Source organism: Psychrobacter sp. D2, from assembly GCF_013608135.1.
Lineage (GTDB): Bacteria > Pseudomonadota > Gammaproteobacteria > Pseudomonadales > Moraxellaceae > Psychrobacter > Psychrobacter cryohalolentis.
Map to the genome: position 1 here is coordinate 273,297 of NZ_JACDXZ010000003.1, position 18,178 is coordinate 291,474.

The window sequence follows — 18,178 nt, forward strand, 5'->3', positions numbered from 1 at the left end:
TGCTATTGCTAACTAATACTTCACTATAATAGCAAACAATAGCCCATTAAAAATAAAACGCTGTGATTCCTAGTAGGAAACTATAACCATTAAAAAATACGCTTATCATTAACCGGTTTGGCAAACTTATTAATATTGGTTTCAATATTTTTGGCAATACTCAGATAGTAAGACGCAAACTCATCATCGACTAATACGCTTGGCTCACCTTTATCTACCTGTGCACGGATAGCGCTTGCCAGTGGAAGCTGTCCTAATAGCGGCACTTGATATTGCTCAGCGATCTTTTCGCCGCCGCCTGTACCAAAGATAGCTTCAGTATGATTGCAGTTACTACAAGTGTGCAGCGCCATATTTTCAACCACGCCAAGCACAGGAATATTGGTTTTATTAAACATCTCAATGCCTTTTTGCGCATCAAGTAACGCAATATGCTGCGGCGTCGTCACAATGACAGCGCCCGTCACCGGAATACGCTGAGCAAGGGTGAGCTGAATATCACCGGTGCCTGGTGGCATATCAATGACTAAGTAATCTAACTGTGGCCAATTGGTTTGATTATATAGCTGCATCAACGCGCCGGTCGCTTTTGGACCGCGCCATGCGATAGGCGTATTATCACCATCAAGCAAGCTGCCAATCGATAACATCGCTAGTCCATGCGCATTGATTGGCACAAACTGCTCATTTTCAAGCTCAGGTCTGATACTATTCACACCTAGCATCGCTGGCATACTGGGTCCATAAATATCAGCATCTAATACACCAACGCGGTTGCCGAGCTTTTGTAATGCCAAAGCGATATTGACAGTAGTGGTTGATTTTCCCACGCCGCCCTTACCAGAGGCAACGACAATGATATGACGAATACGCGGATGAGCGGACAACGACGCTTGGGTAGGAGCTTGCTTAGTGATAGGTGGTTCAGCATTTACCGTACTATCATCGCTCTTGGCAACAGGTTTACTATGACTATCCATCGCATTGGTGGTTTTTGGCATTGCTTTTGGCAAACTTGAGCCTTCACCTTTCATCGGCGCTGGTATCCGAACATTCATATGAATGCTTTGAATACCATGCGGCTGTAATAACTGCCCAAGCGCTTGCTGAATGGCCTCAGGATCGCTTTCATGTGGCAGACGCAACTCTAATGTCAGCTCACCACCATTACGCTCAAGCCCAGTGACCATCGTAGCAATACTGCTATCCCCAACGTGATAACCCAGCAATACTTTATCAACAGCGCTATCAAGCGCAGCTTTCTGCTCTGGAGTTTCCTTTTGTGCGGTGGGTTTTTTCTTCATAAAATTAAACATAGCGACCGTGACTGCCTATACAAGTGGGTTGGTATGCTAAAAAGTATTATTAATACTATAACGAGAATAATTAACGATAGAAGCCATAAGCTTTTTAGCCAAACCTTTTATCGTGTCAGTGTAGCTCAATTGCAAGCATAAAAAAACCATGATGCCAGTAAGACAGCATTTTGCGTACAGCTTTGAGCCTACGGTATCATCGATATCAAATAACATAGATGAATTACTTTATGACACGAGACAAGGATGAGTTTGTTTAATACAAAAGGCAAGCTCGCAGCTTATCATCACCGAGCCTTTCCTAAAAACTGTGTAACTGCTTATAATCCACTAACCGGAGAATAAGCAATGACTACTCAATCTGACATTAAAAAACTGGCCCAGCAAATGGCTGGTAGCATGAATAGCTTTGATGACATCAAAGACTTTCAAAAGCAGCTCATGCAATCCTTTATCGATACTGCCTTAGAAGCTGAGATGGAAGACCATCTTGGCTACCCCAAGCATGAGAAAGCAGACAAGCCAAACGAGCGCAACGGTCACACTAAAAAGACAGTCCGCAGTGACACAGGTGACCTTGAGATTTCCACCCCAAGGGAGCGTGATGGTGACTTTGAACCTACACTCGTGCGCAAGTATCAAACTCGTATCTCAGGGCTTGATGACAAGATCATATTTCACTACAGGCATAGCCTTACGTCTTGCGCTTCGGGCAAGTGTCTCCCAGACACTTGCTGATCCTCGCTCATACGCCAAGGGACAAACCACCACCGAGATTGTAGAGAGCATTAAAGAGCTCTATGACGTCGACATTTCAAGCAGCTTGGTTTCAAGAGTCACCGATAACATATTAGAGGACATCACCGCTTGGCAGAACCGGCCGTTAAGCAGTGTTTATCCTATCGTCTATTTGGACTGCATCGTCGTGAAGATACGTCAAGACAAGCAGATCATCAACAAAGCCATTTACTTAGCCCTAGGCGTCGGTCTTAATGGTAAGAAAGAGCTGCTTGGTATGTGGCTCTCAGAGAATGAGGGCGCTAAGTTCTGGCTAGGCGTTCTCACTGAACTACAAAACCGTGGGGTACAAGACATACTCATTGCCTGTGTCGATGGTTTAAAGGGCTTCCCTGATGCCATCAATACCGTCTATCCCAATGCTCAGGTTCAGCTGTGTATCGTTCATATGGTGCGCTATTCAATGAAGTTTGTGCCATGGACGGATAAGAAGGCAGTAGCGGCTGACTTAAAGGCCATCTACGGCGCTGATACGCTTGAGATAGCAGAGGCCAATCTTGAGCACTTTGATGAGGTGTGGGGTGATAAGTACCCGCATGTTATTAAGTCTTGGCGCAATAACTGGGAGGGCTTAACGGTGTTCTTTGAGTACCCGAAAGACATCAGAAAAGCGATTTATACTACTAATGCGATTGAGTCGCTAAACAGCGTGATTCGGACAGCGGTGAATAAGCGTAAGGTGTTCCCGTCTGACCAGGCGGCGTTTAAAGTGGTGTACTTGGCAACCCAGCAGGCATCCAAAAAGTGGTCGATGCCCATTCGTAACTGGACGTCTGCTCTTAATCGCTTTATGATTATGTTTGATGACCGCATCAGTAAGCATTTAATTTAAAGGGCAGTTACACAGAATCTGGGATAGGCTCTCATCACCACAGACATCATACTCATTACCAATACCATCGACACTATGGAATCACCGCGAACACAGCACGAGGAATACCGAAGCAAGCGTCCCCTGAATATCGGCATCTGGATACGCAAATATTATCGAGCGATTGGGCAACTGCTGTAATAATTACCAAGCAACTTTGGGCTTAATCAGCGCTGTGATATCGACAATATCACTAGGACTTAACGTCTGCACCGCATCAATCGCGCGCTTAAAATCCTGTCTTTCAATAGTATTGCTTTACTTTACTGATATATCTTTATTATTCATCACTTTATCCCTGCGCCCAAAATGGCCCAACGAGTGCTCATAAAAAAGAGCCAATATCATTGGCTCTGGTCAATATGAAGCTAAATCCTAGTCGATTGGTCTTTTCTAGCAAGCTCATAGCAATTAAGCTGACTGATCAAACAAGTTCTTAATTCGTACTATTAATTCATAAACCAGCCATGGCTTGCGACAATCGATTGTCCGGTAAAGACATTGCTTGGAAATGCAGCCAAAAATAAAGCCAGTTGAGCAATATCATCAACCGTAGTAAATTCTTTATCAACCGTATTAACGAGCATAATATCGTTCACTACTGACTCTTCGCTGATGCCTTTTTCAGCCGCTTGCTGAGGGATTTGTTTTTCGACTAAAGGCGTTTTGACAAACCCTGGGCATATCACATGCGAGCGTACGTTATAGGCGGCACCCTCTTTTGCCAATACACGGCATAGACCAAGTAAACCATGTTTGGCGGTGACATAAGGTGCTTTAAATAATGAGGCTTCATGTGAATGCACAGAACCCATATAAATCACTGTGCCACCTTTGTCATCTTTATACATATGCTGTACGGCAGCTTTAGTGGTCAAAAATGCCCCATCTAAGTGGATGGCAAGCATTTTTTTCCAATCCTCAAACGCCATTTTATGGATAGGGTCAATGATTTGGATACCGGCGTTAGATACCAGAATATCAATACCGCCAAAGGTATCGACCAGTTTCTGAACACCGTTATTAACAGCAGTTTCAGACGTTACATCCATCGCAATTGCAACGGCACGCCCACCTGCGGCTTCAATAGCATCGACAGTTTGCTGAGCAGCTTCAAGATTAATATCTGCAATACCGACTGCCGCGCCTGCCTTAGCATAAGTTTCGGCGATATCACGTCCGATACCGCTGGCAGCGCCTGTGACCAATGCTACTTTGCCGGTCAAATCTTGTTGTAATTGGGTCGCCATATATTATCCTTAATAATAGGTGATGGTGTGTAGTGATGAGTAGTAATGAATGAAGCCTATAAATAAGCCACTAAAATATAGTGGCTATTAAACAATTTACTAATCAGTATTTGAACTATTGAGTGGTTTATCAAAGCTATTGAGCAATGCTCACTGGTGTTTTTTCTTGTAGCTCATCGAAGCTAACACCATCTGCAAGCTCAACCAATTTTAGGCCATTATCAGTCACATCAAGTACCGCAAGCTCTGTGATAATACGATCAACCACGCCTTTCCCTGTCAGTGGTAATTCGCAATTGGCAAGGATTTTTGGCTCGCCGTGTTTGTTAACTTGCTCCATGAGCACAATCACACGCTGTACGCCTGCGACCAAATCCATCGCGCCGCCCATGCCTTTGACCATTTTTTTGGGAATCATCCAGTTTGCCAAATCGCCCTGCTCTGAGACCTCCATCGCGCCCAATATTGCAAGGTTGACATGACCACCACGAATCATCGCAAACGACTCCGAGCTACTAAAATAACTCGCACCTGATTCGGCAGTGACCGTTTGTTTACCTGCATTAATCAAATCTGCATCGACGTTTTCTGCAGTAGGAAACTCGCCAATACCTAATAAGCCGTTTTCTGACTGTAGCCAGACATCGACGTCTTTAGGGATATAGTTTGCAACGAGTGTCGGTAGACCGATGCCTAAGTTAACATAATAACCGTCTTGTAACTCTTGTGCGGCACGCTGTGCCATCTGCTCTCTTGTCCATGCCATGGTAGCTTCCTTAATTTTTACGATATTCTATTATTATTAATTTATTAATTTATTAATTATGCTGTAATCGCAATGATTAAGCGCCTTCGACCACTTTAGTTGTTGTCTTTTCGATACGCTTTTCAGGGCTGCTATTCAATACGATACGCTGCACAAAAATACCCGGCAGATGAATCTCATCAGGATTTAAGATGCCTGTTTCTACGATCTCTTCAACTTCAACAATAGTAATCTTGCCCGCCATCGCACAGTCTGGATTAAAATTACGCGCCGTTTTATTAAAGATTAAGTTACCTGCTTTATCCGCTTTCTGCGCTTTGATTAGAGACACATCAGCGCGTAATGAATGCTCAAGCACATAAGTACGACCGTCAAATTCGCGGGTTTCTTTACCTTCAGCAACTAAGGTACCAACGCCAGTTGCGGTATAAAATGCCGGAATACCTGCACCACCTGAACGCAGTTTTTCTGCCAATGTACCTTGCGGAGTCAGCTCAACTTCCAACTCGCCTGCCAAGTACTGGCGCTCAAACTCTTTATTTTCACCCACATAAGATGAGATCATTTTTTTAATTTGGCGCGTCTGTAATAACAATCCCAAGCCAAAGTCATCGACACCAGCGTTATTACTGATGCACGTCAAATCTTCAACACCACTATCCCGCAATGCTTCGATTAACGCTTCAGGAATACCGCATAGACCAAAACCACCTATCGCCAGCGTCTGTCCGTCACGCACAATACCACTCAACGCCGCTTCTGCGCTGTCATACACCTTTGATTGACTCATGCTTATCTCCTTACACGTCTCATTTTTATTATTTACATTGATTCATTATAGGTTTTGCTTATTTAAGCAAACACTAGACTACCAATCAGTTTTATATTTAAAGCAATACAATTTATATCACTATAAAATATAGAGTACAGCTGTAATAACTTAACATATAATTCTAGCAGCGACTAGACAATAATATAAAGCGCGTACAAGGCAGCGCAGCTTGAGCAATATGGGTGAGGTCACCATCCTAATTGTCTAAAATAATGTTTGATAAAATACGTTAAATAGCCCGTTACGTTTAATTTTATTGACCTATTTCCCTATGCCCTGCATACTCTCAGGCTTAACTTAGCCAAGGAGGGCAGTCATGTTTAGCACACTTGCTATTATTATTACTTTATTACTTTTGATGTTCTTTGCTTATCGCGGTTATTCCGTACTGATTTTAGCGCCAATTATGGCTGCTTTAGCCGTACTGCTTTCAGGTGATTTTTTAAGCAGTATTCCTGCTTATACTGATGTCTTTATGGGCGCATTGAGTGGCTTCCTACTCAAATTCTTTCCTATCTTCTTATTAGGCGCACTCTTTGGGCGTTTGATGGCAGATTCTGGGGCGGCAACAGCGATTGCCAAAACGGTGGTCGAAAAGCTTGGTGCCAGTAAAGCAATTTTGGCGGTTATTTTAGTTTGCGGTATTTTGACCTATGGCGGTGTGTCACTGTTTGTCGTGGCATTTGCTATTTATCCAATCGCCAAAGACTTGTTTAAAGCCGCTGATATTCCTAAGCGCTTGATTCCAGCAGCGATTGCCCTAGGTTCGTTTACCTTTACCATGACAGCATTACCTGGCACGCCTGCCATTCAGAATGCTATTCCGATTCCTTATTACAATACCAACGTATTTGCCGCACCTGTCTTGGGACTTATTGGTGGTACGATCATGTTTGTCTGTGGTTGGTTGTGGTTGCAATCGCGTGCCAGAAAAGCGAATGCCGCTGGTGAAGGATATGGTCAGCATGATGAGAGTGATGTAGGCGGTGTTGGTGGAGGCGCAGCAGAGACCAACTTGCTTAGTACCCATCATACCTCATTCACCGTTGCGATGATTCCTCTGATACTGGTCATCAGTTTGAACGCTTTACTAACTTACTTTGTCTTCCCATCGATGGATTTTAGTGGCCTACAGGCTCAGTTCCCAGATTTGAATATCGCAGGTTCGCTTGGTCTATGGTCGATTATCCTCTCATTGGTCGTAGCTTGTATCGTGCTAATCGTCATGCGTCTCGGTCATTGGACCAATCTACAAAAAACCATCAACCGCGGTACTTATGACTCGATGTTACCGATCTTTAATACCGCGTCGGAAGTAGGCTATGGTGCCGTTATCGCGTCATTAGCAGGCTTTCTGCTCATTCGTGATAGTATCTTGAACCTAACACCAGACAATCCACTCATTTCAGAAGCAGTCGCTATGACCACGTTGGCTGGTATCACTGGCTCATCATCCGGTGGTTTGAGTATCGCACTATCAACCTTGGGTGAAGACTATTTAAGAATGGCAGTCGCAGCCGGTATTGATCCAGAACTCATGCACCGAGTGGCGGTAATGGCAGCAGGCGGTTTGGATACCTTACCACACAGTGGTGCGGTCATTACCTTGTTGGCCATTTGTGGTCTGACACATAAACAGTCCTACTTAAACTTGGCAATGGTCACTATGGTGATTCCACTGATTGCTGTCGTCGTTGTCATTACCTTGGGCACGATGTTTGGTTCATTTTAATTGGGTTGAATCAGTAAAGCATATAATGAAGTCAATCTAAAAAAGGGACAGCTTCACTGTTGTAAATTGACTACAAAAACCCCGCTAAGCTTTTGCTTAGCGGGGTTTTTATGAGCGCTTTATAAGGATTTACTATGTTGGACTTTTATCATAAATATCAATAAATACATTACACTTATTATAACGTACTGCTGGTATAAACTTTTCTTGCTTGCTGTACCTACGCAGACAGAGTCTACGAATAATTAATACCAGTAGCGCTGCACTCTTCTAAAAGTGAATCAACTATAGCGCTTATTACCATATTAATTCGTAAGCAATATCACAAATTTAGCCGAATTACGGTATCATAGGCACACTTTTTCAATTTCTATTGATAACCAACCCGTTTATATAAGAATATAGGTGATGAAAGTGCGTGAGATTTTAGTAACCAGTGCCCTGCCCTACGCCAATGGAGACATTCACTTGGGGCATCTTGTAGAGTATATCCAAACTGATATTTGGGTACGGTCGATGAAGGCGCAAGGCCATAAGGTGACTTATGTCTGTGCTGATGATGCTCATGGTACTGCCATCATGCTCAAAGCCGAAGACAATGGCGTAACACCAGAACAGCAAATTGCCAATGTGCAAGCTGCTCATGAAGCCGATTTTGCTAAGTTTTTGATTAATTTTGACAATTATCATTCAACGCATTCAGAAGAAAATCGGGAATTTTCTGAGCTGATTTATCGCCGCCTTAGAGATGCAGGTCATATCTCTACTCGTGATGTGGAGCAGCTATTTGACCCTGAAAAACAGCTGTTTTTAGCCGATCGTTTTGTTAAAGGTACCTGCCCTGAGTGCGCCGCTACCGACCAATATGGTGATAATTGTGAAGTTTGTGGTACGACTTATGATGCGACAGAACTTAAAGATCCGTACTCTACGTTATCAAATGCGACGCCTATTCTAAAGACTTCAAAGCATTATTTCTTTGATTTACCAGAGTTTGAGCAATTTTTAAAGGATTGGACGCGCAGTGATAATCGCTTGCAAACCTCAGTTGCCAATAAGCTACAAGAGTGGTTCGATGCCGGCTTGACCAGTTGGGATATCTCGCGTGATGCGCCTTACTTTGGCTTTCAAATTCCAGACACGCCAAGCGATGAGCCAGATAAATACTTCTATGTATGGCTAGATGCGCCTGTTGGCTATATGGCAAGCTTTCAGAACTTGTGTGATAAACGTGCAGGTACAGAAGAGGCTCTAGACTTTGACCATTATTGGGCGCAAGAAAACGAGCATAAAACCGAAGTGTATCACTTCATCGGTAAAGATATTGTTTACTTCCATGCGCTATTTTGGCCTGCCATGCTTGCTGGTAGTGAGCTGCGTACCCCAACTGGCGTCTTTGCTCATGGCTTCTTGATGGTCAATGGCGAAAAAATGAGTAAGTCGCGTGGCACCTTTATTAAAGCCGACACTTATGCGGAGCATTTGCATCCTGAATACTTGCGTTATTACTTTGCGAGTAAGTTATCTGACAAAGTCGAAGACATTAATCTTGATTTAGAAGACTTTATGCAAAAGGTTAACTCTGATCTCGTTGGTAAAGTAGTCAATATCGCCAGTCGCAGCGCTGGATTTTTGGTCAAAAAGTATGATGGTATGCTGACAGACGTCTGTGCTGAGCCAAGCCTATTAGAAGACATCACCAAGACGGGCGATGAGATTGCTGCGGCTTATGAAAACCGTGAATTTTCTCGTGCCATGCGCCTGATTATGCAGTGTGCTGATAAAGCCAATGAATACATCGATGACAAAAAACCGTGGGCGCTTGCCAAGGTTGAAGGCGCAGAGCAAGAAGTTCAAGATATCTGCTCTGTGGCAATCAATATCTTCCGTCAATTAATGGTATATCTTGCGCCTGTATTACCTGAGCTGACTGCCAATGCTAAAGAATTCTTGAACATTGATGATTTAAGTTTTGCCAGCCGTAATGAGTGGTTGCTTGGTCATCAAATTAATAAGTTTAAGCCACTGATGCAGCGTATTGAAGAAAAAGATATTGCAGCGATGGTTGAAGATTCTAAAGCCTCATTGACACAAGGAGGTGCGCCTACCGCTAGCCTAGACGATAAAGCAGCAGCAAAAAATACCTCACCTGCAGCAATGCCAAGCAGTACCGAACAAGCAGACTATATCGGTATCGAGGACTTTGCCAAAGTCGAGATGAAAGTCGCTCATGTTATCGCTTGCAACCATGTCGAAGGCGCGGACAAACTACTTCAGTTCACACTAGATGTTGGTGAAGCACAACCTCGCAACGTCTTTAGCGGTATTCGCAAATTCTATGAGCCTGAGCAATTACAAGGTAAAAAGGTTATTTGCGTGACCAATTTGGCACCGCGTAAGATGAAATTTGGCATATCGGAAGGCATGATATTGTCGTCAGGCGACCCGAAAACAGGTCTGGTGGTAATGACCTTACCTGATGAAGCCGTTATCGGTGATTCACTTGCTTAAAAACGTTAAATTAATTAAGTAATAACAAAAGAACAAAACAAAAAACGGTCTAAATAGACCGTTTTTTATGTTAAAAAGAATAGAAAGTAAGCTTGCTGTTTATCTGGTCAAAATATCAATGATCTGCAACGTATCATTAACGACCGTCACAATTTTATTTTCTGGCGTGCGAATACGAACATAGCGGTCATCATAACGGTCTAAAATTACTGAACGATCATAAATATCTCTATCAATGTTGCCGACTACTCTGTAACCGTATTGATCGAGATCACGCTTGAATGAGGCGTTTGAGTTAGCATGACGATAAGCATTAATGTTAGGCTGGGCATTGCTGCTATAACCATTTTTAAATTTATATTTTTCTGACTGATGCTGCTTGAGCTGTACTTGTTCATGCTTATCTTTACCGACATACGCAGATTTGCCCTTGCCATGATTATTACCGTGACCCTCTTTTGCCATAGCAGGTAAGGAAATCAATGAGATCGCTGTAATGCCAGCGATGGTTAATAACTTAAGATTAGTAGTGTTCATAATGTCATCCTTAAAATATTCATTTGAAAAAGATTAAGTAGATGGTAGAGTCTGTTGAACATTCACTAAGGTCAGCATGATTAATAATGATATGGATTTCAGACTCACTGTAACTTTCGTATAAAAATTAGCTTACGTTTATTATAAAGTGCGTTTGTAATCGCTGAATTGCTGGTTTGTGCGTTTTTTAAGCAGAGTTTTGCCGAATAAAGATGATTTTGCCAAATAAAACAGTCAATACTTGCTTTAATAACACTGGTGACGAATACGCTTTAATTTTTTATTGCGATAAGTTACATTACTGTCATAATATGAACATAATGATCAATGGATTGATTACTTTGATGTTAGCCCGTTATCTCAGTATTCACATAACATTGACTCGGGTAACCTGCACTTTCTAACCTACGAGCCACTATAAAATGATTTTTGCTACTACTTTACGCTTTAGCCTACTTGGTGCTGCGATGAGCGCCGCGCTTGGATTATCAGCCTGCTCTAAACCTGCAGATACTACAACGACTACCGATGACAGTACCACTACTGCTCAAAAACCTGCCAAAACATTGGCAATTACTCAAATCGTTGAGCATCCCTCATTGGATGATATGCGTCGCGGCATTATTGATGAGTTGGCGGACAACGGTTATGTCGAAGGTCAAAATCTAAAGGTTAACTTTCAAAGTGCGCAAGGCAATACCGCAACCGCAGGACAAATTGCCAAGCAGTTCGTCGGCGACAATCCTGATGCCATCGTTGCTATCTCAACCCCATCGGCACAATCTATCGTCTCTGCAACCACGACCATACCAATTATATATACCGCCGTCTCAGACCCACTGGGTGCCAAATTGATCACTGCAGATGGTAAACCCTTTCAAAGCAATTTGACCGGACTCTCAAGCCAATTGCCATTAGAGCCGCAGCTAGATTTGCTACAAAAAATCAAGCCTGACCTCAAAACCATTGGCTATGTATACAGTCCTGGTGAAGCCAACTCAGTATCACTACGTGATGCGCTTAAAAAAGCACTGCCAGCACGTGGCTTATTATTACTAGATATTCCAGCCAACCGTCCAACAGATATCGGTATGGCGACACGTAGCTTACAGGGTCGCGCGGATATTATTTATACCTCGTTTGACAATAATGTTGCCTCAGCCTTTGAAGCGATGGCACAAGCTGCCAATGAGCTAAAGCTGCCTATTGTTGCCTCTGATGAATTCAGTGTCCAACGCGGCGCCACAGCAGCACTTGGTGTCAATGATTATGACTTTGGTCGTACGACAGGTAAGATGGTTTATCGCATTTTAAATGGTGAAGCGGTCAGTACCGTTAAGCCTGAAGTCATGAACGAATTGACGCTCTACGTCAGCCCTAAACATGCTAAAACGCAAGGTGTAGTACTGTCAGATGAGCTGTTGAAAAATGCTATTAATGTCGATGAAAAAGCAAAAACTGCCAGCAAATAATCGCTAGTAGATAAGAGTGAATACGCAGTAGATAGCTTATAATTTATAACAAACACTGTTTATAACCGCAGTACGTAAGATCTTCTATTTATCTTTTATATAATGTACGGACACATTATTATTTTCAGGAGTAAGACCCATGTTGTATCAGAATCGTTTTGCCAAAGCTCTTTTATGGGGCGGTATATGTACCGCTATTTTGACTGGTTGTAATCAGCCAGCTAAAGAAGGTACCGCGACTGATGGTACTGCGGGCACCGATACCACAACAGAAATGAAAACGGTGGCTATTACCGCTATCGTTGAGCATCCAGCACTTGATGCCGTACGTAAAGGCGTAATCGATGAGCTAAACGATGCCGGCTTTAAAGATGGTGAAAACCTGAAAGTTAACTTCCAAAGTGCTCAAGGTAATACTGCCACTGCTGGTCAGATTGCCAAGCAATTCGTCGCCGACAATTCAGACGTTATCATTGCTATTGGTACGCCATCGGCTCAGTCAGTTGCTGCTGCAACCAGCAGTATCCCGTTAGTGTTTTCAGCAGTTACTGATCCGGTTGAAGCCAAACTGGTCTCAAAACTTGATGGTTCTGGCACCAACGTCACTGGTGGTTCTGATGCGCTTCCTTATGAGCCACAAATCGACTTGATGCGCCAAATTATTCCTAGTCTCAAAAACGTCGGCTACGTTTATAGCCCAGGTGAAGTTAACTCAACGATTATCCTAAAAAATCTAAAAGAAAAACTGACGCCACTTGGCATCAAAGTACATGAAGCCCCTGCCCAGCGTAGTACTGATATTGCGATGGCAGCACGTAGCCTAGAAGGTAAAGTCGATATGATCTATACCTCAACGGATAATAATGTGGTTTCAGCTTATGAGTCACTATATCAAGCCGCTAAAGAAAGTAAGATTCCGTTAATTGCTTCGGATACTAGCTCAGTTGAGCGCGGTGCCATCGCAGCATTGGGCGTCAACTACTATGATCTTGGTCGTGAAACTGGCAAAATCGTTGTACGTATCCTAAATGGTGAAAAAGCAGGCGCAATTCCCGTATACACGCCAAAAGTTCTTGACTTATATGTCAGCCCAAAACATGCTAAAGAGCAAGGCATCACCTTACCACAAGCGGTTATTGATAAAGCAAAAGAAGTGGTAGAGTAACTGCCTTTTACCTAATCAGTATAAAACAAACAGTAGATGATAATGTTGATTGCGCAAGCTGTCATTATCGTCTACATTAGCTTTACCTTGCTATTTATTGGTGCGAATTATTGCTACAAACAAAACCCAGCTATGTGTCAGTAGGCTGGGCTTGTTGTTTAAAGGCTTTCAATAAGCAAAGATTATGATCATTTATGACAGTGATCGGTTGCGCTTTACCCTAGCTGCAGATTATACAATCTGTTACATTCACCGCCTAAGTGTTTGGCTTGTAGATGATGGCTGATATATGCCACTCGTCTCAACCTCATGGTTCTCTAAACACTTGGTTATGACTTACTGATCTCTTATGTCTTTAATTGCTTTTTTTGGTGCACTTGAAAGTGGTCTGATTTATGGCCTCGTGGCGCTTGGCGTCCTTATCTCATTTCGTACCCTCGACTTCCCTGATTTGACCGCTGACGGTAGTTTTCCATTAGGTGGTGCGGTCGCTGGCATCTCTATCATCGCTGGTGTCAATCCATGGCTTGCTTGCGCCTTTGGTATGCTAGCCGGCTCAATTGCCGGTATCGTCACTGCTTGGTTGCACGTTAAGCTTGGCATACTACAGCTCCTTGCCAGTATCTTGGTGATGGTTGCGCTCTATTCTATCAACTTGCGGATTATGGGTGCGCCAAACTTGCCACTGTTGGGTGAAACGACTGTCTTTAGTACTTTGGTTAATGATGGCAATGGCTATTGGATGCGCTGTCTGATCATTGGTATTGTCGTGCTACTGGCCATGTTATTTTTAAATTGGTTTTATAGTACTGAAACCGGTTTATCTATGCGAGCAACCGGCTCAAACCTACGTATGGCGCAAGCACAAGGTATCAATACTTCATGGATGACCATCATTGGTATGGCAATCTCTAACGGTTTGATTGCATTAGCTGGCGCGCTGTTTGTCCAGACCCAAGGTGGCGCAGATATCTCGATCGGTATCGGTACTATCGTTATTGGTTTGGCAGCGGTCATCATCGGTGAGACGATTATTCCAGCTAAACGCATTTGGCTGATTACATTTGCAGTGGTCGTCGGTGCGGTGTTATACAAGCTGTTTATTCAAGTGGCACTATCGAGCGATACGCTACGTAGTATCGGCTTTGGGCCGCAAGATTTGAACTTGATTACTGCCCTACTCGTGGTATTGGCATTGGTATTGCCAAAAGCTAAAAATAAATTCTTAAGTCGTAAAGTTCGGGCTTAATGTCAATGTGCACCCATAAGGAATAATAATTATGATGCAAGCTACAGATTTGCGGTTGACCTTTAATCCTGGAACGCCCATTGAAAACCCTGCCCTACGTGGTATCGATTTAAATATCGCTGATGGTGAATTTGTCACCGTCATCGGTACCAATGGCGCCGGTAAATCGACCTTTTTAAATGCGGTCAGTGGTACCACACGCGTTGATAGTGGTTCAATCTTGTTAAATGGTATTGATGTTACCAAAAAAACCGCCCATCAGCGTGCCCACTGGGTGGCTCGTGTCTTTCAAGACCCAATGGCGGGAACGTGTGAAGCGTTAACGATTGAAGAAAACATGGCGCTTGCCTATAAGCGTGGTGGTAAACGTGGTTTAAACTTTGCTCTAAACCAAAATAACCGTGACTTATTTCGCGAAAAATTGTCGGTCTTAAAACTTGGCTTAGAAAATCGTTTGACTGACCGCATGGGTCTGTTATCCGGTGGTCAGCGCCAAGCCGTTAGCCTATTGATGGCATCACTACAGCCGTCTAAGATTCTATTACTTGATGAGCACACGGCGGCGCTTGACCCTAAGACTGCCGCTTTTGTGTTAGAGCTAACAGATAAAATTGTCACTGATAATCAGCTCACCACCATGATGGTCACGCACTCGATGCAGCAAGCGCTCGCGCATGGCACACGTACCGTTATGCTCCATCAAGGTCAGGTGGTATTAGATGTGGCTGGTGATAAACGTCAAGGCATGACTGTGCATGATTTACTCGATATGTTTGAGCAAACGCGCGGCGAGAAAGTTGATGATGATAGTTTGATTTTGAGCTAACCGATAACACGTATTTCTTTGAATATAAATAAAAAACGCCTACGATGAAGTAGGCGTTTTTTGCTTTTGATTTACGATAAAAATAATATCTGATCGTTATTCCCAATTGAGAATCTAACGTCACTATAGTCAACATACCCTAAAAACGCTACGGTACTGCGGGTACAATTTTTTTTGCAGCCTCTGTCTGCGTAGGTACAGCAAGTAAGAAAAATTGATACCAGCAGTACATAATATGTCAATATTACTTTTCATTGACTATATCTTTTGAATCAGCTCGCTTTTTATATACCAAAGCCCTCTACTCATCAGCCACGCCTAATTTGCTTTGAGGTTTTTGTTATTGATAAGTAATGATAGCACCACTTTGCCACTAGCCATTATATAGTAAGCGTTTATACATCTGCTCTTAGTAAAACAACCGTTATCTATCAGCACTCGCTTATAAGGTTTATCATGCGCAAAATTCCTGTTTATATACACCCTGCAGCGGGCTGGCCTGCACTGATTGCCTCTACGCGTACCTTAATGGATTACAAGGCTTTTTTGCGCGGCAGTATCAGCGTCTTACATAGCAATCAGCCAAAGGACGGCTTTGATTGTCCGGGCTGCGCATGGCCGGATCACAAGTCAAATAAGGCCATAGATGTCTGTGAAAACGGTATCAAAGTCATTGCCAGTGAAACGATGAACAGACGAGCAGATGCGGCTTTTTTTGCTAATAATACGGTCACAGCGCTACAAGGCTGGTCAGGCTATGAGCTTGAACACAGTGGACGCTTATCAGAACCACTCTATTATGATGCTGCTCAAGACCGCTATCTGCCGATTTCTTGGCAAGCAGCTTATGAGATTATCGCTGACCAATTGCAACAGCTTGATTCGCCAGATGAAGCACTGTTTTATACCTCAGGACGGGTAACCAACGAACCTGCTTTTATGTTTCAACTATTTGTGCGCTGTTTTGGCACCAATAACTTGCCTGATTGCTCAAACATGTGTCATGAGCCAACGTCAGTGATGCTAGGTAAGCAGCTAGGCATCGGTAAAGCAACCGTAATATTGGAAGATTTTGAGCAAGCTAAATTGATTTTAATGTTTGGGCAAAATCCTGCAACCAATCACCCACGTATGCTTGAGATGCTAGCGCACGCGCATAAGCAAGGCTGCCGCATTATTTCTATTAACCCCATGCGCGAACAGGGTCTAAGCAAGTTTAGAAACCCGCAAAAACCCTCCCATATGGCAGCAGGTCAAAGTGATGAGATGGTCGATGAGGTTATCCAAATACAAATCGGTGGCGATGCGGCTTTATTAACTGGCATGGCTAAATGGCTCACCAAAAACGGTAAAATAAACAGTGGTTTTATTGAGCAGCATACCTCAGGTTATGACGCTCTGGATGCTTGGTTACGTCAGCAATCTTGGACGGATGTAGAGCTTGGCTGTGGCATTAGTAAAGCAGAGATTATTATGCTCGCAAAGTTAGTTGCTGAGAGTCCAGCAACGATTTGTACATGGGGCATGGGCATCACTCAGCATGTCCAAGGCGAGGATAATGTTGCCATGATTACCAACTTGCTATTGTTGATGGGTATGATTGGTATCGATGGTGCAGGCGCATCGCCTGTACGTGGACACTCAAACGTGCAGGGTGATCGTACCATGGGTATTCATGAACGTCCTAAGCAGAGCTTGCTTGATAGTCTTGAGCGCGTTTTTAAGCAGCCGATGCCACAAGAAGATGGTCTTGATGTCATCGCCGGTGCAAAGGCACTAATAAAAGGCGGCATCAAAGCCTTTGTTAGTATGGGTGGCAACTATGCGGTTGCCGCGCCAGATAAAAGTGCGATTCAAGCGGCTCTGACTACCACTCAGTTGAATGTCTTTGTCGCAACCAAGCTTAACGAAACCATGCTATATCCTGGTAAAAACAACCTTATCCTGCCTTGCATCGGTCGTACCGAGCGCCTCATCACTGATAAAGGTGAGCAGTTTGCCACTATTGAAGATTCAATGTGTCAAGTTGTGGCGACCAGAGGACGTTTAAAACCCATTAGTGACACGCTAAAATCTGAAGCACAAATCGTTGCAGACATGGCAACTTATGTGCTTGGCTCTGAGTCTTCCATTCCTTGGCAGGATATGAGTTCGGATTTTGATATTATTCGTGATTATATTGAGCAAGCGATTGAAGGATTTGAGGATTTTAATCAGCGTATTCGTGCTGCTGAGCGTGGTTTTCACTTGTATCATGCGGCGCGTCATCGGATTTGGAATACGGATAGTGGCAAAGCACAATTTGAAGTACCGCAATATCCGATCACCTACGTTGCCGCGCAAATGGCACAACCGACATCTGATTATCAAAATAATTCAGTAAACAATCAAATCTTTGATATGAACCAGTCCGCTGAGCAAAACGTCTGGCAACTAACCAGTGTCCGTAGTCATGATCAATTTAATACCATGATATTTGGCTTCCAAGATCGCTACCGACAGACTGATCGTCGTGACGTGCTCTTTATGCATCCAGATGAAATCAGTCGCTTAGGTTGGCAAAAAGGCGATCAAATCATGGTATCGCGCCAAGACAGTCAAAATTCTGAGCGCACGTTAGGACCTTTAATACTGACAGAGATGGATATTGCAGCGAATGCAGTGGCAACCTATTATCCTGAATGTAATGACCTCCTTGATTTGGACAGTCATGCGCCGGAATCCAGAACACCTGCTTATAAGTCTGTTATCGTGGTATTGAAGTGTCTTGAACAAAGCAGTATGGCAACTGCCGTATGATGGGTGTCTCGGCACCAGGACTTTTATTTTATTAATAACACAGGCTAATAAGCA

General features: G+C 43.4%; 12 protein-coding genes and 1 pseudogene. 8 read left to right on the plus strand and 5 right to left on the minus strand.

Annotated features, from left to right (window positions below; genetic code table 11):
• Window positions 1-89: 89 nt before the first annotated feature.
• Window positions 90-1,316 carry an iron-sulfur cluster carrier protein ApbC gene (apbC, locus tag H0262_RS05935; RefSeq protein ID WP_149409551.1) on the minus strand — a complete coding sequence of 409 codons (1,227 nt, stop codon included), beginning with the start codon at window positions 1,314-1,316 and terminating at the stop codon, window positions 90-92.
• A 348-nt stretch (window positions 1,317-1,664) separates the two neighbouring features.
• Here apbC and H0262_RS05940 point away from each other — a divergent pair.
• Window positions 1,665-2,946 (plus strand): annotated as a pseudogene (locus H0262_RS05940) (IS256 family transposase).
• A gap of 488 nt (window positions 2,947-3,434) precedes the next feature.
• On the opposite strand, the gene H0262_RS05945 reads toward H0262_RS05940, so the two are convergent.
• The 3 genes from H0262_RS05945 to H0262_RS05955 form a co-directional block, all read right to left on the minus strand.
• The gene (locus tag H0262_RS05945) at window positions 3,435-4,235 is read right to left on the minus strand and encodes a 3-hydroxybutyrate dehydrogenase (RefSeq protein WP_181210062.1); all 801 of its coding nucleotides are present in this window, start codon (window positions 4,233-4,235) and stop codon (window positions 3,435-3,437) included.
• A 136-nt stretch (window positions 4,236-4,371) separates the two neighbouring features.
• The gene (locus tag H0262_RS05950; RefSeq protein ID WP_011513919.1) at window positions 4,372-5,001 is read right to left on the minus strand and encodes a CoA transferase subunit B; all 630 of its coding nucleotides are present in this window, start codon (window positions 4,999-5,001) and stop codon (window positions 4,372-4,374) included.
• A 76-nt stretch (window positions 5,002-5,077) separates the two neighbouring features.
• On the minus strand, window positions 5,078-5,791 hold the full coding sequence (locus H0262_RS05955) for a CoA transferase subunit A (RefSeq protein ID WP_020443730.1): 714 nt from the start codon (window positions 5,789-5,791) through the stop codon (window positions 5,078-5,080).
• 358 nt (window positions 5,792-6,149) lie between these two features.
• Between H0262_RS05955 and H0262_RS05960 the strand changes: the two genes are divergently transcribed.
• Both H0262_RS05960 and metG read left to right on the plus strand, forming a co-directional pair.
• The gene (locus H0262_RS05960) at window positions 6,150-7,565 is read left to right on the plus strand and encodes a GntP family permease (RefSeq protein ID WP_181210063.1); all 1,416 of its coding nucleotides are present in this window, start codon (window positions 6,150-6,152) and stop codon (window positions 7,563-7,565) included.
• A 408-nt stretch (window positions 7,566-7,973) separates the two neighbouring features.
• Complete coding sequence (gene metG / locus H0262_RS05965) at window positions 7,974-10,076, plus strand: methionine--tRNA ligase (RefSeq protein ID WP_181210159.1); 2,103 nt, start codon at window positions 7,974-7,976, stop codon at window positions 10,074-10,076.
• A 99-nt stretch (window positions 10,077-10,175) separates the two neighbouring features.
• Here metG and H0262_RS05970 read toward each other — a convergent pair whose 3' ends face one another.
• Window positions 10,176-10,613 (minus strand): hypothetical protein, encoded by a 438-nt coding sequence (locus H0262_RS05970; protein WP_133104496.1) that lies wholly within the window; start codon window positions 10,611-10,613, stop codon window positions 10,176-10,178.
• Window positions 10,614-11,035: 422 nt separating this feature from the next.
• Here H0262_RS05970 and H0262_RS05975 point away from each other — a divergent pair, with 422 nt between their 5' ends.
• From H0262_RS05975 to H0262_RS05995, 5 genes are all read left to right on the plus strand, one after another.
• Window positions 11,036-12,085: an ABC transporter substrate-binding protein gene (locus H0262_RS05975; RefSeq protein ID WP_181210064.1), complete on the plus strand. Its 1,050-nt coding sequence runs from the start codon at window positions 11,036-11,038 to the stop codon at window positions 12,083-12,085.
• 139 nt (window positions 12,086-12,224) lie between these two features.
• Window positions 12,225-13,250, plus strand: a complete 1,026-nt coding sequence (locus tag H0262_RS05980; RefSeq protein ID WP_011513925.1) for an ABC transporter substrate-binding protein — start codon at window positions 12,225-12,227, stop codon at window positions 13,248-13,250.
• Window positions 13,251-13,599: 349 nt separating this feature from the next.
• Window positions 13,600-14,499 (plus strand): ABC transporter permease, encoded by a 900-nt coding sequence (locus tag H0262_RS05985; RefSeq protein ID WP_011513926.1) that lies wholly within the window; start codon window positions 13,600-13,602, stop codon window positions 14,497-14,499.
• A 31-nt stretch (window positions 14,500-14,530) separates the two neighbouring features.
• The gene (locus H0262_RS05990) at window positions 14,531-15,325 is read left to right on the plus strand and encodes an ABC transporter ATP-binding protein (protein ID WP_011513927.1); all 795 of its coding nucleotides are present in this window, start codon (window positions 14,531-14,533) and stop codon (window positions 15,323-15,325) included.
• A 456-nt stretch (window positions 15,326-15,781) separates the two neighbouring features.
• Window positions 15,782-18,124, plus strand: a complete 2,343-nt coding sequence (locus tag H0262_RS05995; protein WP_181210065.1) for an FdhF/YdeP family oxidoreductase — start codon at window positions 15,782-15,784, stop codon at window positions 18,122-18,124.
• Window positions 18,125-18,178: the final 54 nt, after the last annotated feature.

Bases quoted from the DNA above. Each gene is read 5' to 3' on its own strand.
- apbC (WP_149409551.1), bottom strand. From the start codon at position 1,316: ATGTTTAATTTTATGAAGAAAAAACCCACCGCACAAAAGGAAACTCCA.
- H0262_RS05945 (WP_181210062.1), bottom strand. From the start codon at position 4,235: ATGGCGACCCAATTACAACAAGATTTGACCGGCAAAGTAGCATTGGTC.
- H0262_RS05950 (WP_011513919.1), bottom strand. From the start codon at position 5,001: ATGGCATGGACAAGAGAGCAGATGGCACAGCGTGCCGCACAAGAGTTA.
- H0262_RS05955 (WP_020443730.1), bottom strand. From the start codon at position 5,791: ATGAGTCAATCAAAGGTGTATGACAGCGCAGAAGCGGCGTTGAGTGGT.
- H0262_RS05960 (WP_181210063.1), top strand. From the start codon at position 6,150: ATGTTTAGCACACTTGCTATTATTATTACTTTATTACTTTTGATGTTC.
- metG (WP_181210159.1), top strand. From the start codon at position 7,974: ATGAAAGTGCGTGAGATTTTAGTAACCAGTGCCCTGCCCTACGCCAAT.
- H0262_RS05970 (WP_133104496.1), bottom strand. From the start codon at position 10,613: ATGAACACTACTAATCTTAAGTTATTAACCATCGCTGGCATTACAGCG.
- H0262_RS05975 (WP_181210064.1), top strand. From the start codon at position 11,036: ATGATTTTTGCTACTACTTTACGCTTTAGCCTACTTGGTGCTGCGATG.
- H0262_RS05980 (WP_011513925.1), top strand. From the start codon at position 12,225: ATGTTGTATCAGAATCGTTTTGCCAAAGCTCTTTTATGGGGCGGTATA.
- H0262_RS05985 (WP_011513926.1), top strand. From the start codon at position 13,600: ATGTCTTTAATTGCTTTTTTTGGTGCACTTGAAAGTGGTCTGATTTAT.
- H0262_RS05990 (WP_011513927.1), top strand. From the start codon at position 14,531: ATGATGCAAGCTACAGATTTGCGGTTGACCTTTAATCCTGGAACGCCC.
- H0262_RS05995 (WP_181210065.1), top strand. From the start codon at position 15,782: ATGCGCAAAATTCCTGTTTATATACACCCTGCAGCGGGCTGGCCTGCA.